Genomic DNA, 18,268 nt, shown 5'->3' with positions numbered 1-18,268 from the left:
TCAGGGATGCCCATCACCACCGATCAGCCAGGGATTGAAGGTGCATTCGAGGTCCGGATGCGCGGCGGGATCCAAGGCGCGCAAGGCAATCGAGGCCGCGCGCGGCGAGTACATGATCGTCAGGTGGTCGGACAGATCCTGCGCACAGCCCTGCTGCAACGTGATGTTGTCCACCGTGGCGCCGGGTCCCTGCCGCAGGAAGGTCCACTGGTACGGATTGGACACCTCATCGTGCTCGGTGCCGATGGCGGTGTAGTCGACGCCGGGCACGGTATCGCCGTCGGCATCGAGCTTGGTGTAGAACGGCGACCCCACCGTCTGTTCGATATTCGACTGCCCGAGGATCGGTTCGTAGAAGCCGAGAATATTCACGCCCATATCCGTGATCCAGCGCCCCAGCGAGGCGATGCCCATCAGCGAGGTGCCGTGGCTGGTCGCCCCGAGTGAGATCACCTTCCGCACCTTTCCCTGTCCGCCTTCGAATTTCAGGTACTGGCTGGTCACCGGCCCGCCCTGGGAGTGCGCCACCACATCGACCGCGGGCGCCCCCGTGGCGGCCAGCACCCGGTCCACGAAACCCGCCACCTGCCGCGCCGAATCCTCCAGCGGCCCTACACCGTAGCGGCCCGGCAGGATCGGCCCGAGTCCACCACCCTCGAGCAGGCCCTCGCGTCCGTAGTTGAAGGCGAAGACGCAGAACCCGGCGCGAGCGATGCGCGGTGACAGGTAGGCGAAACTGTCGTAGGCATTGAGCCAGGTGCCGTGCAGCAGCACCACCGGGCGCGGATGTTCGGCGCTGGATTTGCAGGTCCAATCGTTCGCGCCGGGCGGGGCGGCATCCGGATGGGTCAATCCGTAGGCGAAGGCCGCCAGCGGCGCGGACAGTTCGGGACCCGCGCCGACGGTGTCCGATGCCGTACTCGGCGACAACGCCTCGGGCGCGGAGTTCGCCACGCCGCTGGACAGCGCCATCCCCATCGCGGTGACTCCGGCACACACGGCACCACCGAGCGCTCGCATCTTCGGCCTCATAGAACCTCTCCCACTACGTCGAATTCGCTTGCGACAGTAGGGGTGTGGTGTGACCTGGAACACTTCCCTGTGGCAGATGACAAGGCGGCCCGCTGTCAGCGGGCCGCCGATTGTGGTGCGGGACAGCTACGTCCGGTACCGGAAGAGGATCCGCCCGCGGGTGAGGTCGTAGGGGCTGAGCTCCACGAGCACCCGGTCCTGGAGTGTGATCTTGATGTAGTTCTTCCGGATCTTCCCGCTGATGTGCGCGAGCACCTGGTGGCCGTTCGGGAGCTCCACCGTAAAAGTGGCATTGCGCAGACATTCGACGACGATGCCGTCGATTTCGATGCCCCCGCCCTTTTTGGCCGAGGTGGAATTAGCAGATTTCATGGTGTCGCCTTTCGGGATTGCCTTGTCTCGCAGGCGCTCCCGGCGACAGCTACAGCGTTCGCGCGACCATGACGACGAGGGGGAGCACCCACACGGGTACAACGTTCATGGGTCTCACCTCCTTGCGTGATGTCACGGTGCGCCGGACGTTATCAGCCCGCATCTGGTCCTGGCCAATCATTTTCACGCGGGCGGGCGGGTGAGGGCGAGGGCGGTGCGGGTGAACAGGGAGGCCAGTTCCGGCAGGTGGGAGGCATCGCGCTCGTTCAGGCAGGACCGCACGCGGTCGTCGATGCCGCCGAGCAGCATATCGATCAGTTCCGGATCCGGCTCCGCGGCGAGTTCGCCGTCGCGCACGCCGATGCGCACCACGGCCATGATGTATTCGGCGAAACGGCGGTGCACCCGGGCCCGATGCGCCACCAGGCCCGGGCCGGCGGCCATGGTCTCCACATACAGCGCGCGAGCGGCGGCCGGCTTGTCGGCCAGGACCCGCAGGTAGATTTCGAACGAAAGCCGCACGCGGTCGGGGAAACTCACGCCGACCATTCCGGTGACGGTGTCCTGCAATTGATCCAGGGCCTTACCCACCGCGAGATCGTAAGCGGCGGCGAAACATTCGTCCTTGCCGCCGAAGACGGCATAGAAGGTCCGGCGCGCCACCTGCGCCCGGCTCACAATGTCGGCGACCGTGGTGGCGCCGTACCCCAGCTCCCCCACCGCCTCCAGCACGGCGGTACACAATCGCTGATACTGCGAGGACTCCACCTGTTCGCGGCTGAGCCCGTGCCGCCCACGCGGCAGTGGTCCCGCGGCCCCCGCACCCTCCACACTCACCTCGCCCACACTATGGCCTTCCGCCGCCCGCCGATGCCCGCTATCGCTTGGGCCAGTGCCACGGCGGTTCCTCCAGCGGTCGCAAACCGTCCACGACGGTCACGCCGTCCTCCTTGACCAGTTCGATGGTGTGCAGGTCCGGGGCGTGCGCGGCCAGCACGTCGCGCAGTTCCCGCGCATGGGTCACCACGATCACCTGGGTGTCCTCGGCGACCTTGGCGATGAGTTCGCCGAGCGGGCCGAGCAATTGCGGGTGCAGGCTGGTCTCCGGCTCGTTCAGCACCAGCAGCTCCGGCGGGCGCGGGGACAGCAGGGCCGCCACCAGCAGCAGATAGCGCAGGGTGCCGTCGGAGAGTTCCGCGGAGCCGAGCGGGCGGTGCAGTCCGGGCTGGTGCAGCAGCAGTTCGAAACGCCCGTCCCGACCGGCAATCTCGATCTCACTGCCCGGAAAGGCATGATCCACCGCCTGATTCAGGCCCTCGGCATCACCGATCTCCCGAATCGTCTGCAGTGCGGCCGCGCCATCGGCGCCGTCGTGCGCGAGCACCATGGTCCGGGTCCCGATCTGCAGTGCGCGGCCGGGTGCGTCCGCATCGGTGCGCAGATGGTCGTAGAAGCGCCAGCCTCTGATGCGTTCGCGCAACACCAGCAAATCCGGCGCATGCTGCGGGTCGGCCAATTCGGCGAGCATGCTGTCGAACGGTTTCAGCGCATGCGGCACCATCTCCCAGCCGCCCTTGCCGGCCCGCAAGCGCACCACCGGCCCGCCGCGTTCGGCCAGCATGGCCGCCGGGCGCAGCACCGGCCCGGCCCACACCGCCTCGGCTTTGATCTCCGGATCCCGGTTGAACATCGAATACATATCCGGCACCGGCACACCCAGGTCCGCCGCATAACCGAAGTCGTCGCCCGCGAACCCGAGCCGCAGGGCCAGCGGTTCCCCGCGCGCGGTCCGCCCGGGCCCCGCCCAGAGCGTCGAATCGAGCCCGCCCTCGCGTGCCAGCCCGGCAACCGCGCCATTACGCGAGAAATCGGCCAGCAGCCGCAGCACCCGATAGAGACTCGACTTGCCACTGCCATTCGCCCCGGTGACCACATTCAATTGCCCGAGCGGCACCACCAGACGCCGTAGCGACCGATAGTTCTCGACAGCGAGCGTGGTCAACATGCCACCACCCTATTGCCGGCATCAGACACCCTCCAGCAATCAGAGCGCCGCAATGAGCCAGGTCACCCCCAGGCCTTGCCCGCCGGCTCCCGGATCGTGTGGTTGATCCGGTTGAAGAAGTTGGTGATTGCGATGTTCAAGATGATCGCGGACATCTGGTTCTCGTCGAAGTGGGTGGCAGCCGCGTCCCAGATCTCGTCGGCCACTCCCGGTGAGCCGTCCTGGATCCGGGTGGCGGCCTCGGTCAGTGCGAGTGCTGCGCGCTCCTCCTCTGTGAAGAACGGGGTCTCGCGCCAGGCGACCACGCTGTGCAGCCGCTCCTCGGTCTCGCCCTGCTTCTTCGCCGCCTGGACGCCGGCGAACACACACGGGCTGCAGCCGTTGATCTGGCTGGCCCGCAAATGAACCAGCTCGAGCACGAGCGGGTCGACGCCACCGCCGTGAATCGCCTTCTGCAGATGCTGGATTCCTTTGATCAAGTCGGAATTCGCCATGCTCTTCATGCGTGCTTCCATGGGTCGTGCCTTTCCTCGGTTACGTGAGCCGTCATCCAACGCACCCCGGCGTTGAATATGTGTGACTCATGCATATAAAGTAGAGCCGTGACGCAAACCCAGTCAAGCCTTCAGCATGCAGCCAATGTCCTGGGCGCCCTGAGTCTCGTGGTCGCCGACCGGATGAACACTGCCATCGAAGCGGTTGCGGCACTGGGCCCGTCGGCCCCCGCCGCACTGGCGGCGATGCACGAGTTCCTCGACGGCGGATCGGTCACCCAGTTGAGTTCCGTGCTGGGACTGACCCACTCGGGCACTGTCCGCCTCGTCGACCGTCTCGCCGCGGAAGGTCTCGTCGAGCGCGTCGGAGCAGAGGACGGACGGGCCGTGTCCCTGGTCCTGACCCGAACCGGCCGCCACATGGCCGCGCAGATACTTCAGACTCGCGAGACGTCGCTGACGAGCGCGTTATCGGCATTGTCTGCGGACGAGGTCGACAATCTCGCGGCAGTGCTGGACACGATGCTGACCACAGTGACCCTCGCCAGAGCCGAGCAACGCTCCGCCCGCACCGGTAACCGTTCACAGCCGTGGCTGTGTCGCCTCTGCGACTTCGCCGCATGCGGCCGAAGCGAAGGCAACTGCCCGGTCAGCAATGCGGTTTCGGCCGGCGCCGATTAGGCGGCCGGGCGGTGGGCGACGGTGGCCAGTACGCGCAGGGCGTCGGCGAGGTTGACGACCATGCCGGACCCCTCGGCGGCCAGGCCCATCTCCATGTACTGGCGGATGAGTTCGGACTGTGTGATGCCCTTGGCCTCCGCGGTGGCCTTCAATCGCTCGTCGAGGTCGACCGACCACTTGACGGACCGCTTCACCGGGATGCCGTCGGCCGGCTTGTCGGCCGGGCCCGGTAGCCCCACGGGCGCGGGCGCGTTCTGATCGAATTCCATGCCTTCGGCCCACGCCGCGAATTCGGCTGCGGTGCCGGGGATTTCACTGGTCATTGTTCGTCCTCCCATTCCGTGAAGGTCTTCAGCTGCTGCGGGGTCATCTCGGTGATGCCGATGATCTGATGGTCGGTGATGGCCGATGCTTCGTCGTCGTCAGCCGGTAGGCGCCGCGTCCACACGATGACCGCACGCCCGGCGCGGGTGCGGCCCCAGAACGTCAGGGCGGTGACATCGTGCCCGCCGGCGGGGACCACCTTCCTGCGCCGGCCGTAGACGACGTCATCGATATCGGCTGGAGACAATCCCAACTCGGCGGCCATTCGCAATGCTCGATGCAACCAGTAGTAACCCATGTCCTGCCCCATGGTACCTCGCGTGAGGTACCGGAGGCCACGGTGAATCAGGCGTCGTGGAAGACGAGGCCGAGGGTGTGGCGCCGGCCGGAGCGGACCAGGCTGACGCCGTGGCGCATGGGGGCGGCGGACCAGCCGCGGGCACTGGGGATCGGGCGGTCTCGGGTGGTGAAGATGAGGCCGTGGCCCTGCGGGAGGCGGAGGGCGGAGCCGCGGGATTGGGCACGGGGGCGCTGTTCGACCATGAGGAATTCGCCGCCGGTGTAGTCGAGGTCGGGGACGTCGAGTCCGATCACCACCTGGAGCGGAAAGATCATGTCGCCGAACAGGTCCCGGTGCAGGGCGTTCCAGTCCCCCGGGCCGTAGCGCAGCAGGATCTGCGCGGACTTCTGCTGTCCGGCGGCGTGGCACTGCGCGATCCAGTCGTCGAGTCGCTCGGGCCAGGTTCCCGGCTTGCGGAGGCGGGCCGCCCAATCCTGGGCGATGGGAAGCAGTTTCGGGTAGAGCGCGGCGCGCAGGTCCGCGACGATCTCGGGGAGATCGTGGGTGAAATAGCGATACTGGCCGGAGCCGAAGCGGTGCCGGGCCATATCGATGGTCGAGCGGAAGCGGTCCTGCTGGTCGTAGAGATTCACCAGCGTGCGGCATTCCTCGGCTGTCAGCAGCGGGCCCATCAGCGCGTGGCCGTAGTCGTCCAGGTCGGCGGCGAGCGCGGGCCAGTCCTGGGCGGCGATGCGGGCGGCGCGCACGGGCGGCAACTGAATATCCGCCGTCATCGATCGCACTTTCGCGGATTCGTCCTGACCATTCCCCCACTGTGCCGGAGCCCGGCCCCTGGGACCGGCGGAGTTCGGACGTGACATTCGCGGCAAACTAAACAGGTTAACTTGCAAGTTAAGCTGATGTATTGCAAGCTGGCCCGGTGAGTGAACCCGGCGAACGCAGGTCAGCGCAGGAGCTGGCGGGCGCGGCTGCCGATTTGCGGGTGGCGACCAGCAGATTACTTCGGCATCTGCGCACCGCCCGCGGCGCGATCGATATGACCCCCTCCCAGGCCGTGGCCCTGAGCCGCCTCGGCACCGACGGATCGATGTCGGTGGCCGATCTGGCGCGCGCGGAGAAGGTGCGGCCACAGTCCATGCGGACCACGCTCGCCGCACTGGAGGAGCGCGGACTGGTGACGCGGTCGGCCCACCCCTCCGATCAGCGTCAGGTCCTGATGTCGCTGACCCCCGCGGGTGTGCGGGTGCTCGAACAGGCCCACGTGGCGAAGGAAGACTGGCTCGCCACCGCTATCGCTACCAAACTCTCTCCGGCCGAACAGGATTCGCTGATCGCCGCCATTCCACTGCTCGATCGACTGGTCGGGCCATGACCACTGTTTCGTACTCGTAGAAAAGGATTCGCTTCGTGTCTTCGACGATTCTGGAACCACGCACCGCCCTCGTAGTGATCGACCTGCAGCAGGGTGTTGTCGGCATGCAGACCGTGCCGCACACCGCCGCCGAGGTGGTGCAGAACTCGGTGGCGCTGGCACGCGCCTTCCGGAAGCGGGATCTGCCGGTTGTGCTTGTGCGCGTGTCCTTCTCGGCCGATCGGGCGGACGCCGCACCGGGCCGGATCACCGATTCGGGCGCTCAGGCCTTCACCCCGCCCGAGGGCTGGGACGTGCTGGTCGACGACCTCGAGATCCAGCCCACCGATATTCGGATCACCAAGCGGCAGTGGGGCGCCTTCTACGGTACCGAGCTGGATCTGCAGCTGCGCCGGCGCGGCATCACCGGGATTGTGCTGACCGGCATTGCCACCAGCATCGGGGTGGAGTCGACCGCTCGGGCCGCGCAGGAGCACGGCTATTCGGTCGTGGTCGTCGAAGACGCCAGCGCCGACCGCGATCTGGCCTCGCACGAGCACGCGTTCGGGAAGATCTTCCCGCGACTGGGTCTGGTGTCGACCACCCAGGATGTGCTCGACGCATTGGACGTTCAGGTCGGCGCCGACGCCTGACCTGTCCTCGACACGACGGTGGGGCCGTGCACATATGTGCACGGCCCCACCGTTTTTCGAGTCACAGAGTCACAGAGTCACAGCCTCCTGGCGTCGATCATCCAGATCTGAATATTGGAGAACTCGTAGTTGGCCCCGATCCGGCTGACCATGCGGACCAGATCGGTGACATCCTCCGTCCTGGCGAGTACTTCGATCCGGAGCCCGGCCGAGACATCACTCTCGAACCGGCGACCGCGATAGCTCTCGACCTTGCTGTCGCGGTCGTCCACGCGATACACCTGGGTGACCACCATTCGCCGCACCCCGAAAGTCGCGAGGGCTCTTTTGATCTCGTCGAACAGGCCGGGCGGCAGCACCAGCGTGATGAGTTTGGCGTCGCTTTCGCCGCCCGGATCCATATCGTGATAACCGATCGAGCCGCCGAGTTGTAGCGGCGCCGTCATCAGGATTCCTTGCTGGGCAGCTCCGGTTCCGCTTGTCGGACAGGTTGCTTCAGCCCCGCCCGCGAGCTCACAAGGGTGTCATCCGGGTAGGCCTCTTCCTCGTGCGCGCCGACGTCGCCGACTTCGAGCACTTCATCGGGTAGTCGCAGGTTCATGAACAGGCCGAGGATCTTCAGGATCGCGAAGGTGATGAAGGCGTCCCACACGATGATGGTCAGCGCCGCACCTGCCTGCCACAGCAGCAGTTTCGGATTGTGGCCGTAGAGCCAGCCGCCGTAGGTGGCATCGGAGACATCCGCGCCATTGCCCAGATAGACCTTCATATGCGGGTCCGCGAGCACGCCGACCAGCAGACCACCCGCGAGTCCGGCGACACCGTGGGTATGCACCACACCGAGGGTGTCGTCGACCTTGCGGAACAATCTGGTGCGCCCCAGCTTGTTCCACGACAGCCACACCAGGCTCGAAGCCACCAGGCCGATGACCATTGCGCCGAAGCTGTTGACGAAACCCGCCGCCGGGGTGATGGCGACCAGGCCCGCGATCATGCCGTTGATGGCGCCCAGGAAGTTCGGCCGCCGCGACGGGCCCGCGAACATATCCCAGATGACCCAGGTCAGCAGCGCTACGGCCGTGCACAGGTTGGTGTTGAGCACCGCCAGTGACGCGTCCGCACCCGCGAAATACGGGTCACCGCCATTGAATCCGTTCCAGCCCAGCCACAGGATGCCGGCGCCGGCCGCCGCCATGGGCAGATTGTTCGGGACGGCGCGTTCGCGGTCCCGTGCCAGCCGCGGGCCGATGACCGCCGCCGCCACGAATCCGGTGGTGCCCGCGGCCAAGTGGATAACGTAGCCGCCGGAGTAGTCGATCGCACCCATCTGCGACCACCAGCCGCCGCCCCACAGCAGGAAGGCGTTCACCGAATAGGCCAGCGTCGTCCAGAGCGGTACGAAGATCAACCACACTTTGAAACTGATTCGGCCGATCACGCTGCCCAGGAACAATAGTGGCGTGATACCGGCGAAGACGAACTGGAAGTACGCCAGCGTCGTCTGTGAGAAACGGAATTTCGGCATCAGTCCGTCGAGTAGCGGAATCACCGCCTGGTTCTGATTATTGGCGCCGAGGATGGTGTGCGGGTGGCCGATTGCGGCCCGCAGTATTCCTGGTCCTATCTTGACGGGTTCGCCGAACCCCATATTGAAGCCCCAGAGCACCCACACGACCAGCACCAGGGAGAACCCGGTGAAGGCCATGAGTATGGTGTTGACGGCCCATTTCCGTTGCACGATACCGCCGTAGAGGATGGCGATACCGGGAATGCTCATGAGTCCGACGAGCGTGGCAGCTACCAACTGCCAGGCATTGTCGCCGGGGTTCAGCCAATCGGGATACGGTGACATGATTCAGCGCTACCTCACCGCGGGAGCGGGCAGGCACCGAACCGCTTCCGGCACTAAATTAGCTGTGACGAATGGTGTCTGGCGTCACATTTGGTGAACCAAGTGTTGTGCCACAACGTTTCCCGGCTATTACGCACGGTTAAATCTGGATTTCACGGTCCGTTCGGCATCGGCCGAGTATGCGAAAAGCATGACTCGGCAATGCAATTCCAACTGGTCGGAACTCGATCGACACAACCCGGCGAGCTCCCGTACCATCGCCCTACGGGGAGATGAGCCGTTGAACGGGGGCAGGGGTGCGCAGGAGTCGTCTATCGACGACCGTCCGCAATGCAGCGGGATGGGCGCGGCGTTTCGCGCGCACCGCACCGGGCGTTCTGAGTGCGGTGGTCGCCGGACTCGTCCTGATTTCGCTGGTCACGGGTCTGGTGTGCGTGAATCAGCTGGGCGAGAAGCAGACTCGGCGTGATTCGGTGCTGCGGCATACCGAACCGCTCGCCGATGCGTCGCAGCGTTTGTATGTCGCACTGTCCGCGGCCGATGCGGCCGCCTCCACGGCCTTCCTCTCCGGCGGCATCGAATCACCGGGGGTGCGCACGCAGTACCGGCAGGCCCTCGCCGACGCGGCGGCGGCGCTCGCGGATGCCACCACCGGCGCCTCCGATACCCAGACCCGGGAGATCGTGGCGAGTATCGCCGCCGAGCTGCCCTCCTATACCGGGCTCGTGGAAGCGGCCCGGGCCAATAATCGCCAGGGGCTGCCGGTGGGCTCGGCGTATCTGCGGCAGGCATCGGTGCTCATGCAGCATTCGGTGCTGCCCAATGCCCAGAAGCTGGAACAGAATCGGGTGGCGCAGCTGCGCGCGGACCAGCGCGATATCTCCACGCTGCCGCTACTGAGCGTCGCCATGCTGCTGGTGCTGCTGATCGCGCTGATCGCCGGATCGGTGGTGCTGCTGCGCCGCACCAACCGCCGGTTCAACCTCGGCGTGACCATCGCGGCAGGCGCGGCGGTGCTGGCGCTGCTGTGGATCGCCGCCGCGAGTATCACCGCGACCGGCGTCATCGACACCGGACCCGCGGGGGCCACCGTGCGCTTCGAAACCCTCTCGCGGGCAAGGATTCTCGCGCAGCAGGCGCGTACCGAGGAGACGATGCAGCTCATCACCCGCAGTGATATCGATGCCAGCGAGGACATCTTCACCACCGACACCACCGAGTTGCAGAATCAACTGCTGACCGTCGTCGCCCCGCAATCGGCTGCGCCACAGGCCTTCTCCAGCTGGCAGGCCGGGCATCGCGCCCAGCTCGCCTCGAATCGGAACAATGACTACAACGGCGCCGTGCGCCAGGCCATCGGCACCGATGCGGCCGGATCCGCCTTCCGCTTCGCCGCACTCGACGATTCACTGCGCGCCGAACTCGATCGAGCGCGGCAGCAGGTGCGCGATGATGTGGACGCCGCCGGCGACGCCTTCATCCTGAGCCCGTTCGGCACCCTGGTCCTGCTGCTCGCCGCGGCCGTCGCCATCGTCGTCGGAATTTGGCCGCGACTACAGGAGTTCCTGTGAGCACGCGCTTTCGAATGCTGCTGATGGCCGGCGTCGCGCTGCTCGTCACCTCCTGCAGTGCGCACGCCCCCGGTTCGCAACCCATGCAGTTGCCCGCCGAGACCCTGCTCCCGCCGGGGGCCGCCGAGATCACCAGCACACCCGATCAGCGCGGCAGCGATACCTGCGATGCCACCGCGAGTCTGCGCCCTGGCGTGCAGCCACGGCCCGGCGATATGCCGGCCGGGTCGACCATGGCGGCCATTCTCGCGCGCGGAAAGCTACGGGTCGGGGTTGATCAGAACTCGTTCATGTTCGGCTACCGCAATCCCGCGAACGGGCAGATCGAGGGCTTCGATATCGATATCGCCCGCGAGATCGCCCGGGATATCTTCGGCGACCCGGACCGGGTCGAACTACAGCCCCTGGACTCCGCGCACCGGATTACCGCACTGCAGCCCGATCAGGGGAACCAGCAGGTCGACATCGTGGTGGAAACCCTCACGCCGACCTGCGAACGCCGTAAGAGCATCGAATTCTCCTCGGCCTACTTCGTTTCCGATCAGCGGCTGCTGGTGCCGAACAACTCCGGAATCCGGTCGACCGCGGATCTGGCGGGCAAGAAGGTCTGCGGCGTTGTCGGCACCATTACGCTCAATCCGATCCTCGCGCTGCCGCAACGGCCGACAGTGATAGGTATGAGCAATTGGCTCGACTGTCTCACCGCGCTGCAGCAGGGACAGGTGGCCGCCGTCAGCACCGACACTCCGATTCTCTACGGCCTGAAGCAGCAGGACCCGAATCTCGACATGGTCGGCGATGCGCTGGCGCAGGATCCCTATGCGGTCGGCATACAGCAGGACAGGAAGGACCTGGTGCGCTTCGTCAACGGCGTGCTCGAGCGGATTCGCGGCGACGGTACCTGGCAGCGGCTCTACAGCGCCCGGCTGGCCGCCCTCGGCCCCGCGGCCGGACCGCCCGCGCCCCGCTACATCGGGTGAGCGGCGATGACCGAGAATCCCCCGCATATTCTCTCCGTCGCCGACATCGACCGCGATATCGCCGCGCGGGAACGCGAGCTCGACGCCATCGCCGCCACTTTGTATGACCTGGACAAGCATTCGGGGCTGGTGCTGCTGCGCCGCTTCCCGCCCACCGGGGTCACCGCCCAGCGCTGGGCGCCGGCGCAGGAGGCGCTGGACCTGATGTGGGAGGACTTCGGCCGGCTGCGCACGATTCTGGATCAGGCCCACGCGGCGCGCACCCGCCGCCGGCTCGACGCACTCGATCGCGAGGAACTCACCGTTCTTTTGCGCGGGCAGCCGATGGAGGTGGCCCGCACCGCGATTCCGCTGGCGCAGCGCACCTTGATCGGCCCGCGCGAGCAGGTGGTGCATATCGGCTTCACCGAACTGGTGACGCGGATGCGGGCCGCCTTCACGCAGATCGTCGAGGTGCTCGACGCGGTCGAGGCGGTGAACAGCCGGGTCATGACCGATATCGCTCCGGTGCGGGCGGAGCTCGGGCGGATCGGTACCGGCGCGCCCGAATTGCGTTCCCTCGCAGCCGATATCGATGATCTCAGCACCCGTGCGACCGCCGATCCACTGACCCTGACCCCGGCCGAGATCGACCGCCGGCTCGCCGAGATCACCCGCCGCATGCGGGACGCGGAGGTGCTGCGCCGCGAGCTGGCCGCCATGGCCGCGGACCGGGATGCGACGATTACACGTATGCGCACGCAGGTGCAGACACTGCGCACGACCTACGAGCGGGCGCACCTGGCCCGCCTCGCGGTGCAGCGCACCATTCTCAGCGGCCCGCTGCCCGAACACCCCGACAACAGCGCGGAATTCGATGCGCAATTGTCCGTGCTGGCGGCCGCCGCGGGCGATCCCACCGCTCTCTGGGAATTGCGCGGCCGCATTGCCACCGCGCTGACCGCCGCCACCGAGTCCGAACAGCTGGCCCAGGGTCTGCTCGATCGCCGGGCCGAACTGCGGGGGCGACTGGAGGCCTACAGCGCCAAGGCCGCGCGCCTCGGTGTCAGCGAGGAGCGAGAGGTCCTGGCCTCGAATCGGATTGCCGCCGGACTCCTGACACGTAAGCCGTGCGATCTGGCAGCCGTCACCCGGGCCATTACCGACTACCGGCAGCTCATCGCTCAGAAATCGGGGAGACGACCGTGAACTGCACCGAAACCGGCTGCACGGGAACGATCCAGGACGGTTACTGCACGGTGTGCGGCACCGCACCGGCACCCGGCGGCGAGCTCTCGCCGAACGTGCCCGACGGACCGCTGCGGTGCGCGGAACCCGGATGCGGAGGCAAGGTCTCCGACGGCTACTGCGAAATCTGCGGCACCGCGCCCAGCGCCGCGGCCACGCTCGTGTCCGGCGCGCAGAGCAGCCGGAGTGTCGCCGGCTCCCACTCGCTTTCGGTCGGCGGGTCCCGGCGCGGCAGTGTGCGCTCGGTGCGGACCGGGACCGGTTCCTCCGGCGGCACGCGCGGACGGCTCGGCGCGGGCATGGTCACGGTGCCGCCGGTCGCGCCGATCGATCCGTCCGCGGCGGTCATGGCCGATCCGGTGGTGTCGGAGCAGCAGCGATTCTGCGGTAAGTGCGATCGGCCGGTCGGGCGCAGCAGGGGCGATCAGCCCGGGCGCACCGAGGGCTTCTGCGGGCACTGCCGCACCCGATTCTCCTTCACGCCCAAGCTGGTTCGCGGCGATGTGGTCGGCGGGCAGTACGAGGTGCTGGGGCCGCTGGCGCACGGCGGGCTCGGCTGGATCTACCTGGCGCTCGATCACAAGGTCAACGGGCGGCCGGTGGTGCTCAAGGGCCTGCTCAATACCGGTGACGCGGACGCCATGCGGGCGGCGGTGGCCGAGCGGCGTTTCCTGTCGCAGGTCGATCATCCGAATATCGTGCGCATCTACAACTTCGCCGAGGATATCGGCGCGGATGGCGAACCGGCCGGGTACATCGTCATGGAGTACGTCGGCGGCACCTCGCTCAAACAGCTGCTGCGGCGCCGGCGCGAAGCGGAGGGCGTGTGGCTGCCCGCCGCACAGGCCATCGCCTACGTCCTGGAAATGCTGCCGCCGCTGGGCTATCTGCATTCGCGCGGGCTCGCCTACTGTGATTTCAAGCCCGACAATGTGATGCAGACCGAGGAGCAGCTCAAACTCATCGATCTGGGCGCGGTCATCGCCATGAGCGATGAGCACAGCGCCATCTACGGCACACCCGGCTATCAGGCGCCGGAGATCGCCGAGACCGGGCCGACCGTCGCCTCCGAGGTCTACACCGTGGGCCGCACGCTGGCGGTGCTGCTGCTCAAGGTCCCGCAGGAGAACGGGCAGCTGGGCCCGCTGCCGAGCCCGGAGACCGAGCCGCTGCTGGCGCGGTACGAATCGCTGTACCGATTCCTGCTGCGCGCAACACATCTCGATCCGCAGGAGCGTTTCAGCGGCACCGAGGAGATGACCGATCAGCTCACCGGCGTGCTGCGGGAGGTGCTCTCGATCGACGACGGCCGCGCCCGGCCGGGCCTGTCCGCCCGCTTCGGACCGCCGCGCGGAGTCTTCGGCATCGGCGATGCGCTGCCGGATGATCCCGGCAGACTCATTGCGGCACTGCCGGTTCCGATGATCGACCCCAATGACAGCGGGGCCGCGCTGCTGGCGAGCACCAGCGCGGTCACCCCGGCGGATCTGGAGCGCGAGCTGACCGCGGGACTGCTCTCGGTGGTGACCGGCAAGGACGAATCGGTGGAGATTCCGCTCCGATTGATCCGCGCCGCACTGGAATTCGGTGACGCCACCGACGCCCTGCGCCGGATCGACGAGCTGGAGCAGACCCTCGAAGGCGATTGGCGACTGATCTGGTTCCGCGGCCAGGCCATGCTGCTGCGCCGCAATTGGTTCGCGGCCGCAGCGGAATTCGATGCGCTCTACACCGCGCTGCCCGGCGATCCGGCGCCCAAACTGGCCCTGGCCGTCACCTCGGAGCTCCTGGCGCGCGATGGTGACGAACCGGATCAAGAGCCCGCACTGCGCAGCGCCACAAGGTATTACGAGTTGGTGTGGCGCACCGATCACTCCTACACCAGCGCCGCGTTCGGGCTGGCGCGGCTGCGGCGTTCGGCCCGCGACCGCGACGGCGCGGTCGCCGTGCTCGATCAGGTGGACCCCGCTTCGGCGGTGCACACCGAAGCGGGTGTGGCGGCTGTGGATACGCTGCTGAGCGTGGAACGCCCGGGCGAGCTCACCGAACACCTGCTGCGCGATGCCGGCGGGCGGATCGAGCGGCTCACCCTGGATTCCCGACGCCGGGCCGCACAGGCCCGGCTGCGCGTACTCGAGGCGGCGCTGCACTGGCTGCACCTGGGACGCGTACCCACCGATCACTCCCCGCTACTGGGGGTGACACTCGATCTACAGGGGGTGCGTACCGGTTTGGAACGCTGCTATCGCGATCTCGCGCACGAAACAGACGATATGTGGGAGCGCATCGCCCTCGTGGAGCAGGCGAACACCATTCGCCCGAGGACCACGCTGTGACCGCCCGCTGCCCGGCCTGCGGCACCTTCGCCGCGGTGAGCGATCGCTTCTGCGAGGAGTGCGGGCGACAGCTCGGGATCCAGCGCATCGCCCTGCCGCCGACCGCCGCACCGACGGCGAACAGCGACAATACGCGGCCGACGAGTCTGGTGCGCCCCGCCGTCGCCACCGTGCAGCGCTACACCGGCACCACGCTGACCTACGATTCGGAGGCCGCTCCGGCCTGCCAGGGTTGCGGCGGTGAGAATTTCGACGCCGACGGTTTCTGCCTGGTCTGCGGGCAGCGCGGTCCGGAGCACGATCGGTTCGAAGCGGACCTCGGCGCGGTCGCCCTGGTCACCGATCGCGGAAACGTGCACGCACACAACGAGGATGCCGTCGCCGTGGCCGTGCTGGACAGTTCCAACCCCGGCACACCCCCGGCCCTGATTATCGCGGTCTGCGACGGGGTCTCGACCTCCGAGGATCCGCAGGCGGCCTCGGGCGCGGCGGTGCGCACCGGCGTCGACGCCTGCCTGACGGCCCTGGCCGCGGGCAGTTCCGCCGAGGACAGCGTCATGGCCGGACTGCGCGAGGCGGCACAGGCGGTGCGCGATATCGGCACCGACGGAAGGTCCCCGTCCTGCACCTACGTCGGCGCGGTGGTGCAGTTCGACGAGTCCGGCGGCGCACATCTGACCATCGCGAATGTCGGTGACAGCCGGGCCTATTGGCTGCAGGCGGACCCGGAGGGCTCACAGCGGCTGACCCTCGACGATTCCCTCGCCCAGGAGATGGTCAATACCGGCGCCATGGACGCGGACAGCGCCATGGACAGCCCGCACGCGCATGTGCTGACCCGCTGGCTCGGCGCGGACGGAGAGCCCGAGCCGTGGTCGGATCATTGCGTGCGGACGCTGCACGCCCGTGCGCCCGGCGTACTGCTGATCTGCAGCGACGGACTCTGGAACTATCTGCCCGAATCCCCGGCGCTGGCCGCGATCGCCACCGCCGACGCACCCATGCCCGCCGCGCGCGCCCTCGTCGACTATGCGCTGGCCGCCGGCGGCAAGGACAACATCACCGTTGCGCTCGTCCCCGTTCCGTTCTCCGAGCAACCAGGAGAAGCACCATGAGTTCCCCTGCCGTCGAAGGCATTTCGATCAGCGTCGATCAGAACCCGTATCTGGCCGAGGGCGTGCGCACCGTGGACGCGGTGATCTCGGTCGAGACCACCGATGAGCTGATGGTCGCCGCTCCCCCGGCGGAGCGGGTCGAGATCCTGATCATCGACTGCTCCGGCTCCATGGGCTCGGGCGACAAGTTCGCGGGCGCGCGCAATGCCACCCTGGCGGCTTTGCAGGTCATCGCCGACGGCACCCGGTTCGCCATTGTCGAGGGCACCGACAAGGCCGAGGTCGTCTATCCCCGCGACGGCGCCACCGCGGTGGCGGACAACAGGTCTCGCACCGAGGCCCGGCACGCGCTGGACAAGCTGAAGCCGCACGGCGGCACCGCCATGGGCACCTGGCTCGGACTCGCGCGCATGATCGCGCAGCGGCATCCGAGCGCCATGGCGCACGCCATCCTGCTCACCGACGGCCGCAACGAACACGAGAAGCCGCAGCAGCTCGCCGCGGAGATCAAGGCCTCGGAGGGGCTGTTCACCTGTGACTGCCGCGGCGTCGGCGCCGATTGGGAGCCCAACGAACTGCGGGCCATCGCGAGTGCGCTGCACGGCACGCTCGATGTGGTGCGGACACCGGATCTACTGGCCGCCGATTTCGCCGAGATGATGCAGACCTCCATGGCGAAGGCCATTCCGGAACTCACACTGCGGGTGTGGACACCGGTCGGGGCGACGGTGCGCATGGTCAAACAGGTGGATCCCTCGATCACGGACTTCACCGCGCGCCGCACCGAGACCTCCGCCCAGATCGGGGAGTATCCGCTGGGCGCCTGGGGCGCGGAGGAACGCGAATATCACCTGCAGATCGAACTGGAGCCCGCCCCGCCCGGCCGCGAAAAGCTCGCTGCCCGAGTGAGTCTCGTGGCCGAGGGCGAGGTACTGGGGCAGGGACTGGTGAAAGCGGCGTGGACCACCGACACCGATCTCTCCGCGCGTATCAGCCGGCGGGTGGCCCACTACACCGGCCAGGCCGAACTGGCTGAGGCCGTGCAGGAGGGGCTGACGGCGCGCAAGGTGGGCGATCTGGCCACCGCCACCGCCAAATTGCAGCGGGCCGTGCAGCTGGCGAGCGAATCGGGCAACGAGAACACCGCGAAACTGCTCAAAGCCGTTGTCGAGGTGGATGATCGGACCGGAACGGTGCGACTGCGGGCCCATATCGACGCGGCCGACGAGATCGCCCTGGATGTGCGTTCCAGCAAGACCGCGCGCGTTCGCAAGGAGAGCGGTTCGTAATGGCGACCTGTCCCGAAGGACATGCCTCGACGGCGACCGATTACTGCGATGTCTGCGGGTCGCCGCTGACAGCTGCCACACCGGCGGGCGAAAGTCCGGCCGCTGCCACGCAACTCGGCCGGTGTCCGGCCTGCGGGGCGGCCGTCGATGGCCGCTTCTGTGAGGACTGCGGCCACGATTCGGCATTGCCCGCACCGGCGGCACCGGTCACTACGACGGTGAATCCCGCCGTGCCGGAGGTGGATCCCGGTGGCACGGCGACGACGTGGGTCGCGATCGTCACCGCGGACCTCGCGCACTACAACCGCATGCTCGCCCAGAACGGCCCCGATGTCGATCGGGTCGATTTCCCGGACTACTACCCCGAGCGCCGAATCCCGCTGCACGGCAGGGATATTCTCATCGGCAAGCACAGCACGACGCAGGGGTTGTATCCGGAGATCGATCTGGCGATCGCCCCGGCCGATATCGCCGTCTCGCGCTCGCATGCCCTGCTGCACCTGAACGGGGAGTCCGTCACGGTGACCGACCTCGGATCCACCAATGGCACCTGCATGAACGACAGCCCGACCCCGATTCCCGCCAAAACTCCCGTCCCGGTGCAGCCGGGTGACCGAATCCATGTGGGCGGCTGGACAACCATCACTCTCACCAGAGAAATTCACTGAACCGACGATCTTGGTCT

Annotated in this window: 20 protein-coding genes; 10 read left to right on the top strand and 10 right to left on the bottom strand. The window is 67.3% G+C overall.

The window, feature by feature from the left end:
- The 5 genes from ABZX86_RS23695 to ABZX86_RS23675 form a co-directional block, all read right to left on the bottom strand.
- On the bottom strand, positions 1-972 hold the full coding sequence (locus tag ABZX86_RS23695; protein WP_355126865.1) for an alpha/beta fold hydrolase: 972 nt from the start codon (positions 970-972) through the stop codon (positions 1-3).
- Positions 973-1,158: 186 nt separating this feature from the next.
- Positions 1,159-1,404, bottom strand: a complete 246-nt coding sequence (gene infA, locus ABZX86_RS23690) for a translation initiation factor IF-1 (RefSeq protein WP_355126795.1) — start codon at positions 1,402-1,404, stop codon at positions 1,159-1,161.
- A 183-nt stretch (positions 1,405-1,587) separates the two neighbouring features.
- Positions 1,588-2,241: a TetR/AcrR family transcriptional regulator gene (locus ABZX86_RS23685; RefSeq protein ID WP_355126793.1), complete on the bottom strand. Its 654-nt coding sequence runs from the start codon at positions 2,239-2,241 to the stop codon at positions 1,588-1,590.
- Positions 2,242-2,281: 40 nt separating this feature from the next.
- Positions 2,282-3,409, bottom strand: coding sequence for an AAA family ATPase (locus ABZX86_RS23680; protein ID WP_355126791.1), 1,128 nt, complete (start codon positions 3,407-3,409; stop codon positions 2,282-2,284).
- 62 nt (positions 3,410-3,471) lie between these two features.
- Entirely contained in the window at positions 3,472-3,924 is a 453-nt protein-coding gene (locus ABZX86_RS23675; protein ID WP_355126789.1) for a carboxymuconolactone decarboxylase family protein, read from the bottom strand.
- An 87-nt stretch (positions 3,925-4,011) separates the two neighbouring features.
- On the opposite strand from ABZX86_RS23675, the gene ABZX86_RS23670 reads away from it, so the two are divergent.
- Positions 4,012-4,584 (top strand): MarR family transcriptional regulator, encoded by a 573-nt coding sequence (locus ABZX86_RS23670; protein WP_355126787.1) that lies wholly within the window; start codon positions 4,012-4,014, stop codon positions 4,582-4,584.
- Here the strand turns inward: ABZX86_RS23670 and ABZX86_RS23665 are convergent.
- Genes ABZX86_RS23665 through ABZX86_RS23655 form a run of 3 tightly spaced genes read right to left on the bottom strand, consistent with a single transcriptional unit; the run spans position 4,581 to position 5,982 of the window.
- Positions 4,581-4,907, bottom strand: a complete 327-nt coding sequence (locus ABZX86_RS23665; RefSeq protein ID WP_355126785.1) for a CopG family transcriptional regulator — start codon at positions 4,905-4,907, stop codon at positions 4,581-4,583. The two genes, ABZX86_RS23670 and ABZX86_RS23665, sit on opposite strands and share 4 nt — an antisense overlap.
- Entirely contained in the window at positions 4,904-5,218 is a 315-nt protein-coding gene (locus tag ABZX86_RS23660) for a hypothetical protein (RefSeq protein ID WP_355126783.1), read from the bottom strand. The genes ABZX86_RS23665 and ABZX86_RS23660 overlap by 4 nt, the downstream gene beginning before the upstream one ends.
- A 35-nt stretch (positions 5,219-5,253) precedes the next feature.
- The gene (locus ABZX86_RS23655; RefSeq protein WP_355126781.1) at positions 5,254-5,982 is read right to left on the bottom strand and encodes a 2OG-Fe(II) oxygenase; all 729 of its coding nucleotides are present in this window, start codon (positions 5,980-5,982) and stop codon (positions 5,254-5,256) included.
- A gap of 146 nt (positions 5,983-6,128) precedes the next feature.
- Between ABZX86_RS23655 and ABZX86_RS23650 the strand changes: the two genes are divergently transcribed.
- The gene (locus ABZX86_RS23650; RefSeq protein WP_355126779.1) at positions 6,129-6,581 is read left to right on the top strand and encodes a MarR family transcriptional regulator; all 453 of its coding nucleotides are present in this window, start codon (positions 6,129-6,131) and stop codon (positions 6,579-6,581) included.
- Between the two features lie 35 nt (positions 6,582-6,616).
- Complete coding sequence (locus tag ABZX86_RS23645; protein ID WP_355126777.1) at positions 6,617-7,213, top strand: hydrolase; 597 nt, start codon at positions 6,617-6,619, stop codon at positions 7,211-7,213.
- A 77-nt stretch (positions 7,214-7,290) separates the two neighbouring features.
- Here ABZX86_RS23645 and ABZX86_RS23640 read toward each other — a convergent pair whose 3' ends face one another.
- Positions 7,291-7,659 carry a P-II family nitrogen regulator gene (locus ABZX86_RS23640; protein WP_327140289.1) on the bottom strand — a complete coding sequence of 123 codons (369 nt, stop codon included), beginning with the start codon at positions 7,657-7,659 and terminating at the stop codon, positions 7,291-7,293.
- Positions 7,659-9,065, bottom strand: a complete 1,407-nt coding sequence (locus ABZX86_RS23635) for an ammonium transporter (RefSeq protein ID WP_355126775.1) — start codon at positions 9,063-9,065, stop codon at positions 7,659-7,661. The genes ABZX86_RS23640 and ABZX86_RS23635 overlap by 1 nt, the downstream gene beginning before the upstream one ends.
- A 296-nt stretch (positions 9,066-9,361) precedes the next feature.
- Between ABZX86_RS23635 and ABZX86_RS23630 the strand changes: the two genes are divergently transcribed.
- From ABZX86_RS23630 to ABZX86_RS23600, 7 genes are read left to right on the top strand one after another with little or no spacing between them, the layout of a single operon-like run.
- Positions 9,362-10,636 carry a hypothetical protein gene (locus ABZX86_RS23630; protein ID WP_355126774.1) on the top strand — a complete coding sequence of 425 codons (1,275 nt, stop codon included), beginning with the start codon at positions 9,362-9,364 and terminating at the stop codon, positions 10,634-10,636.
- Positions 10,633-11,616: a glutamate ABC transporter substrate-binding protein gene (locus ABZX86_RS23625; RefSeq protein WP_355126772.1), complete on the top strand. Its 984-nt coding sequence runs from the start codon at positions 10,633-10,635 to the stop codon at positions 11,614-11,616. The genes ABZX86_RS23630 and ABZX86_RS23625 overlap by 4 nt, the downstream gene beginning before the upstream one ends.
- Positions 11,617-11,622: 6 nt before the next feature.
- The gene (locus tag ABZX86_RS23620; RefSeq protein WP_355126770.1) at positions 11,623-12,804 is read left to right on the top strand and encodes a hypothetical protein; all 1,182 of its coding nucleotides are present in this window, start codon (positions 11,623-11,625) and stop codon (positions 12,802-12,804) included.
- Positions 12,801-15,179, top strand: coding sequence for a tetratricopeptide repeat protein (locus ABZX86_RS23615; RefSeq protein ID WP_355126768.1), 2,379 nt, complete (start codon positions 12,801-12,803; stop codon positions 15,177-15,179). Before ABZX86_RS23620 ends, ABZX86_RS23615 begins: the two co-directional genes overlap by 4 nt.
- Entirely contained in the window at positions 15,176-16,294 is a 1,119-nt protein-coding gene (locus ABZX86_RS23610; protein ID WP_355126766.1) for a protein phosphatase 2C domain-containing protein, read from the top strand. Before ABZX86_RS23615 ends, ABZX86_RS23610 begins: the two co-directional genes overlap by 4 nt.
- On the top strand, positions 16,291-17,583 hold the full coding sequence (locus ABZX86_RS23605; protein WP_355126764.1) for a VWA domain-containing protein: 1,293 nt from the start codon (positions 16,291-16,293) through the stop codon (positions 17,581-17,583). The genes ABZX86_RS23610 and ABZX86_RS23605 overlap by 4 nt, the downstream gene beginning before the upstream one ends.
- The gene (locus tag ABZX86_RS23600) at positions 17,583-18,251 is read left to right on the top strand and encodes an FHA domain-containing protein (protein WP_355126762.1); all 669 of its coding nucleotides are present in this window, start codon (positions 17,583-17,585) and stop codon (positions 18,249-18,251) included. The genes ABZX86_RS23605 and ABZX86_RS23600 overlap by 1 nt, the downstream gene beginning before the upstream one ends.
- Positions 18,252-18,268 lie beyond the last annotated feature (17 nt).

This window comes from Nocardia sp. NPDC006630 (assembly GCF_040611495.1).
In the GTDB taxonomy this organism is placed as follows: Bacteria; Actinomycetota; Actinomycetes; order Mycobacteriales; family Mycobacteriaceae; genus Nocardia.
This window is presented reverse-complemented; position numbering and strand designations above follow the sequence as displayed.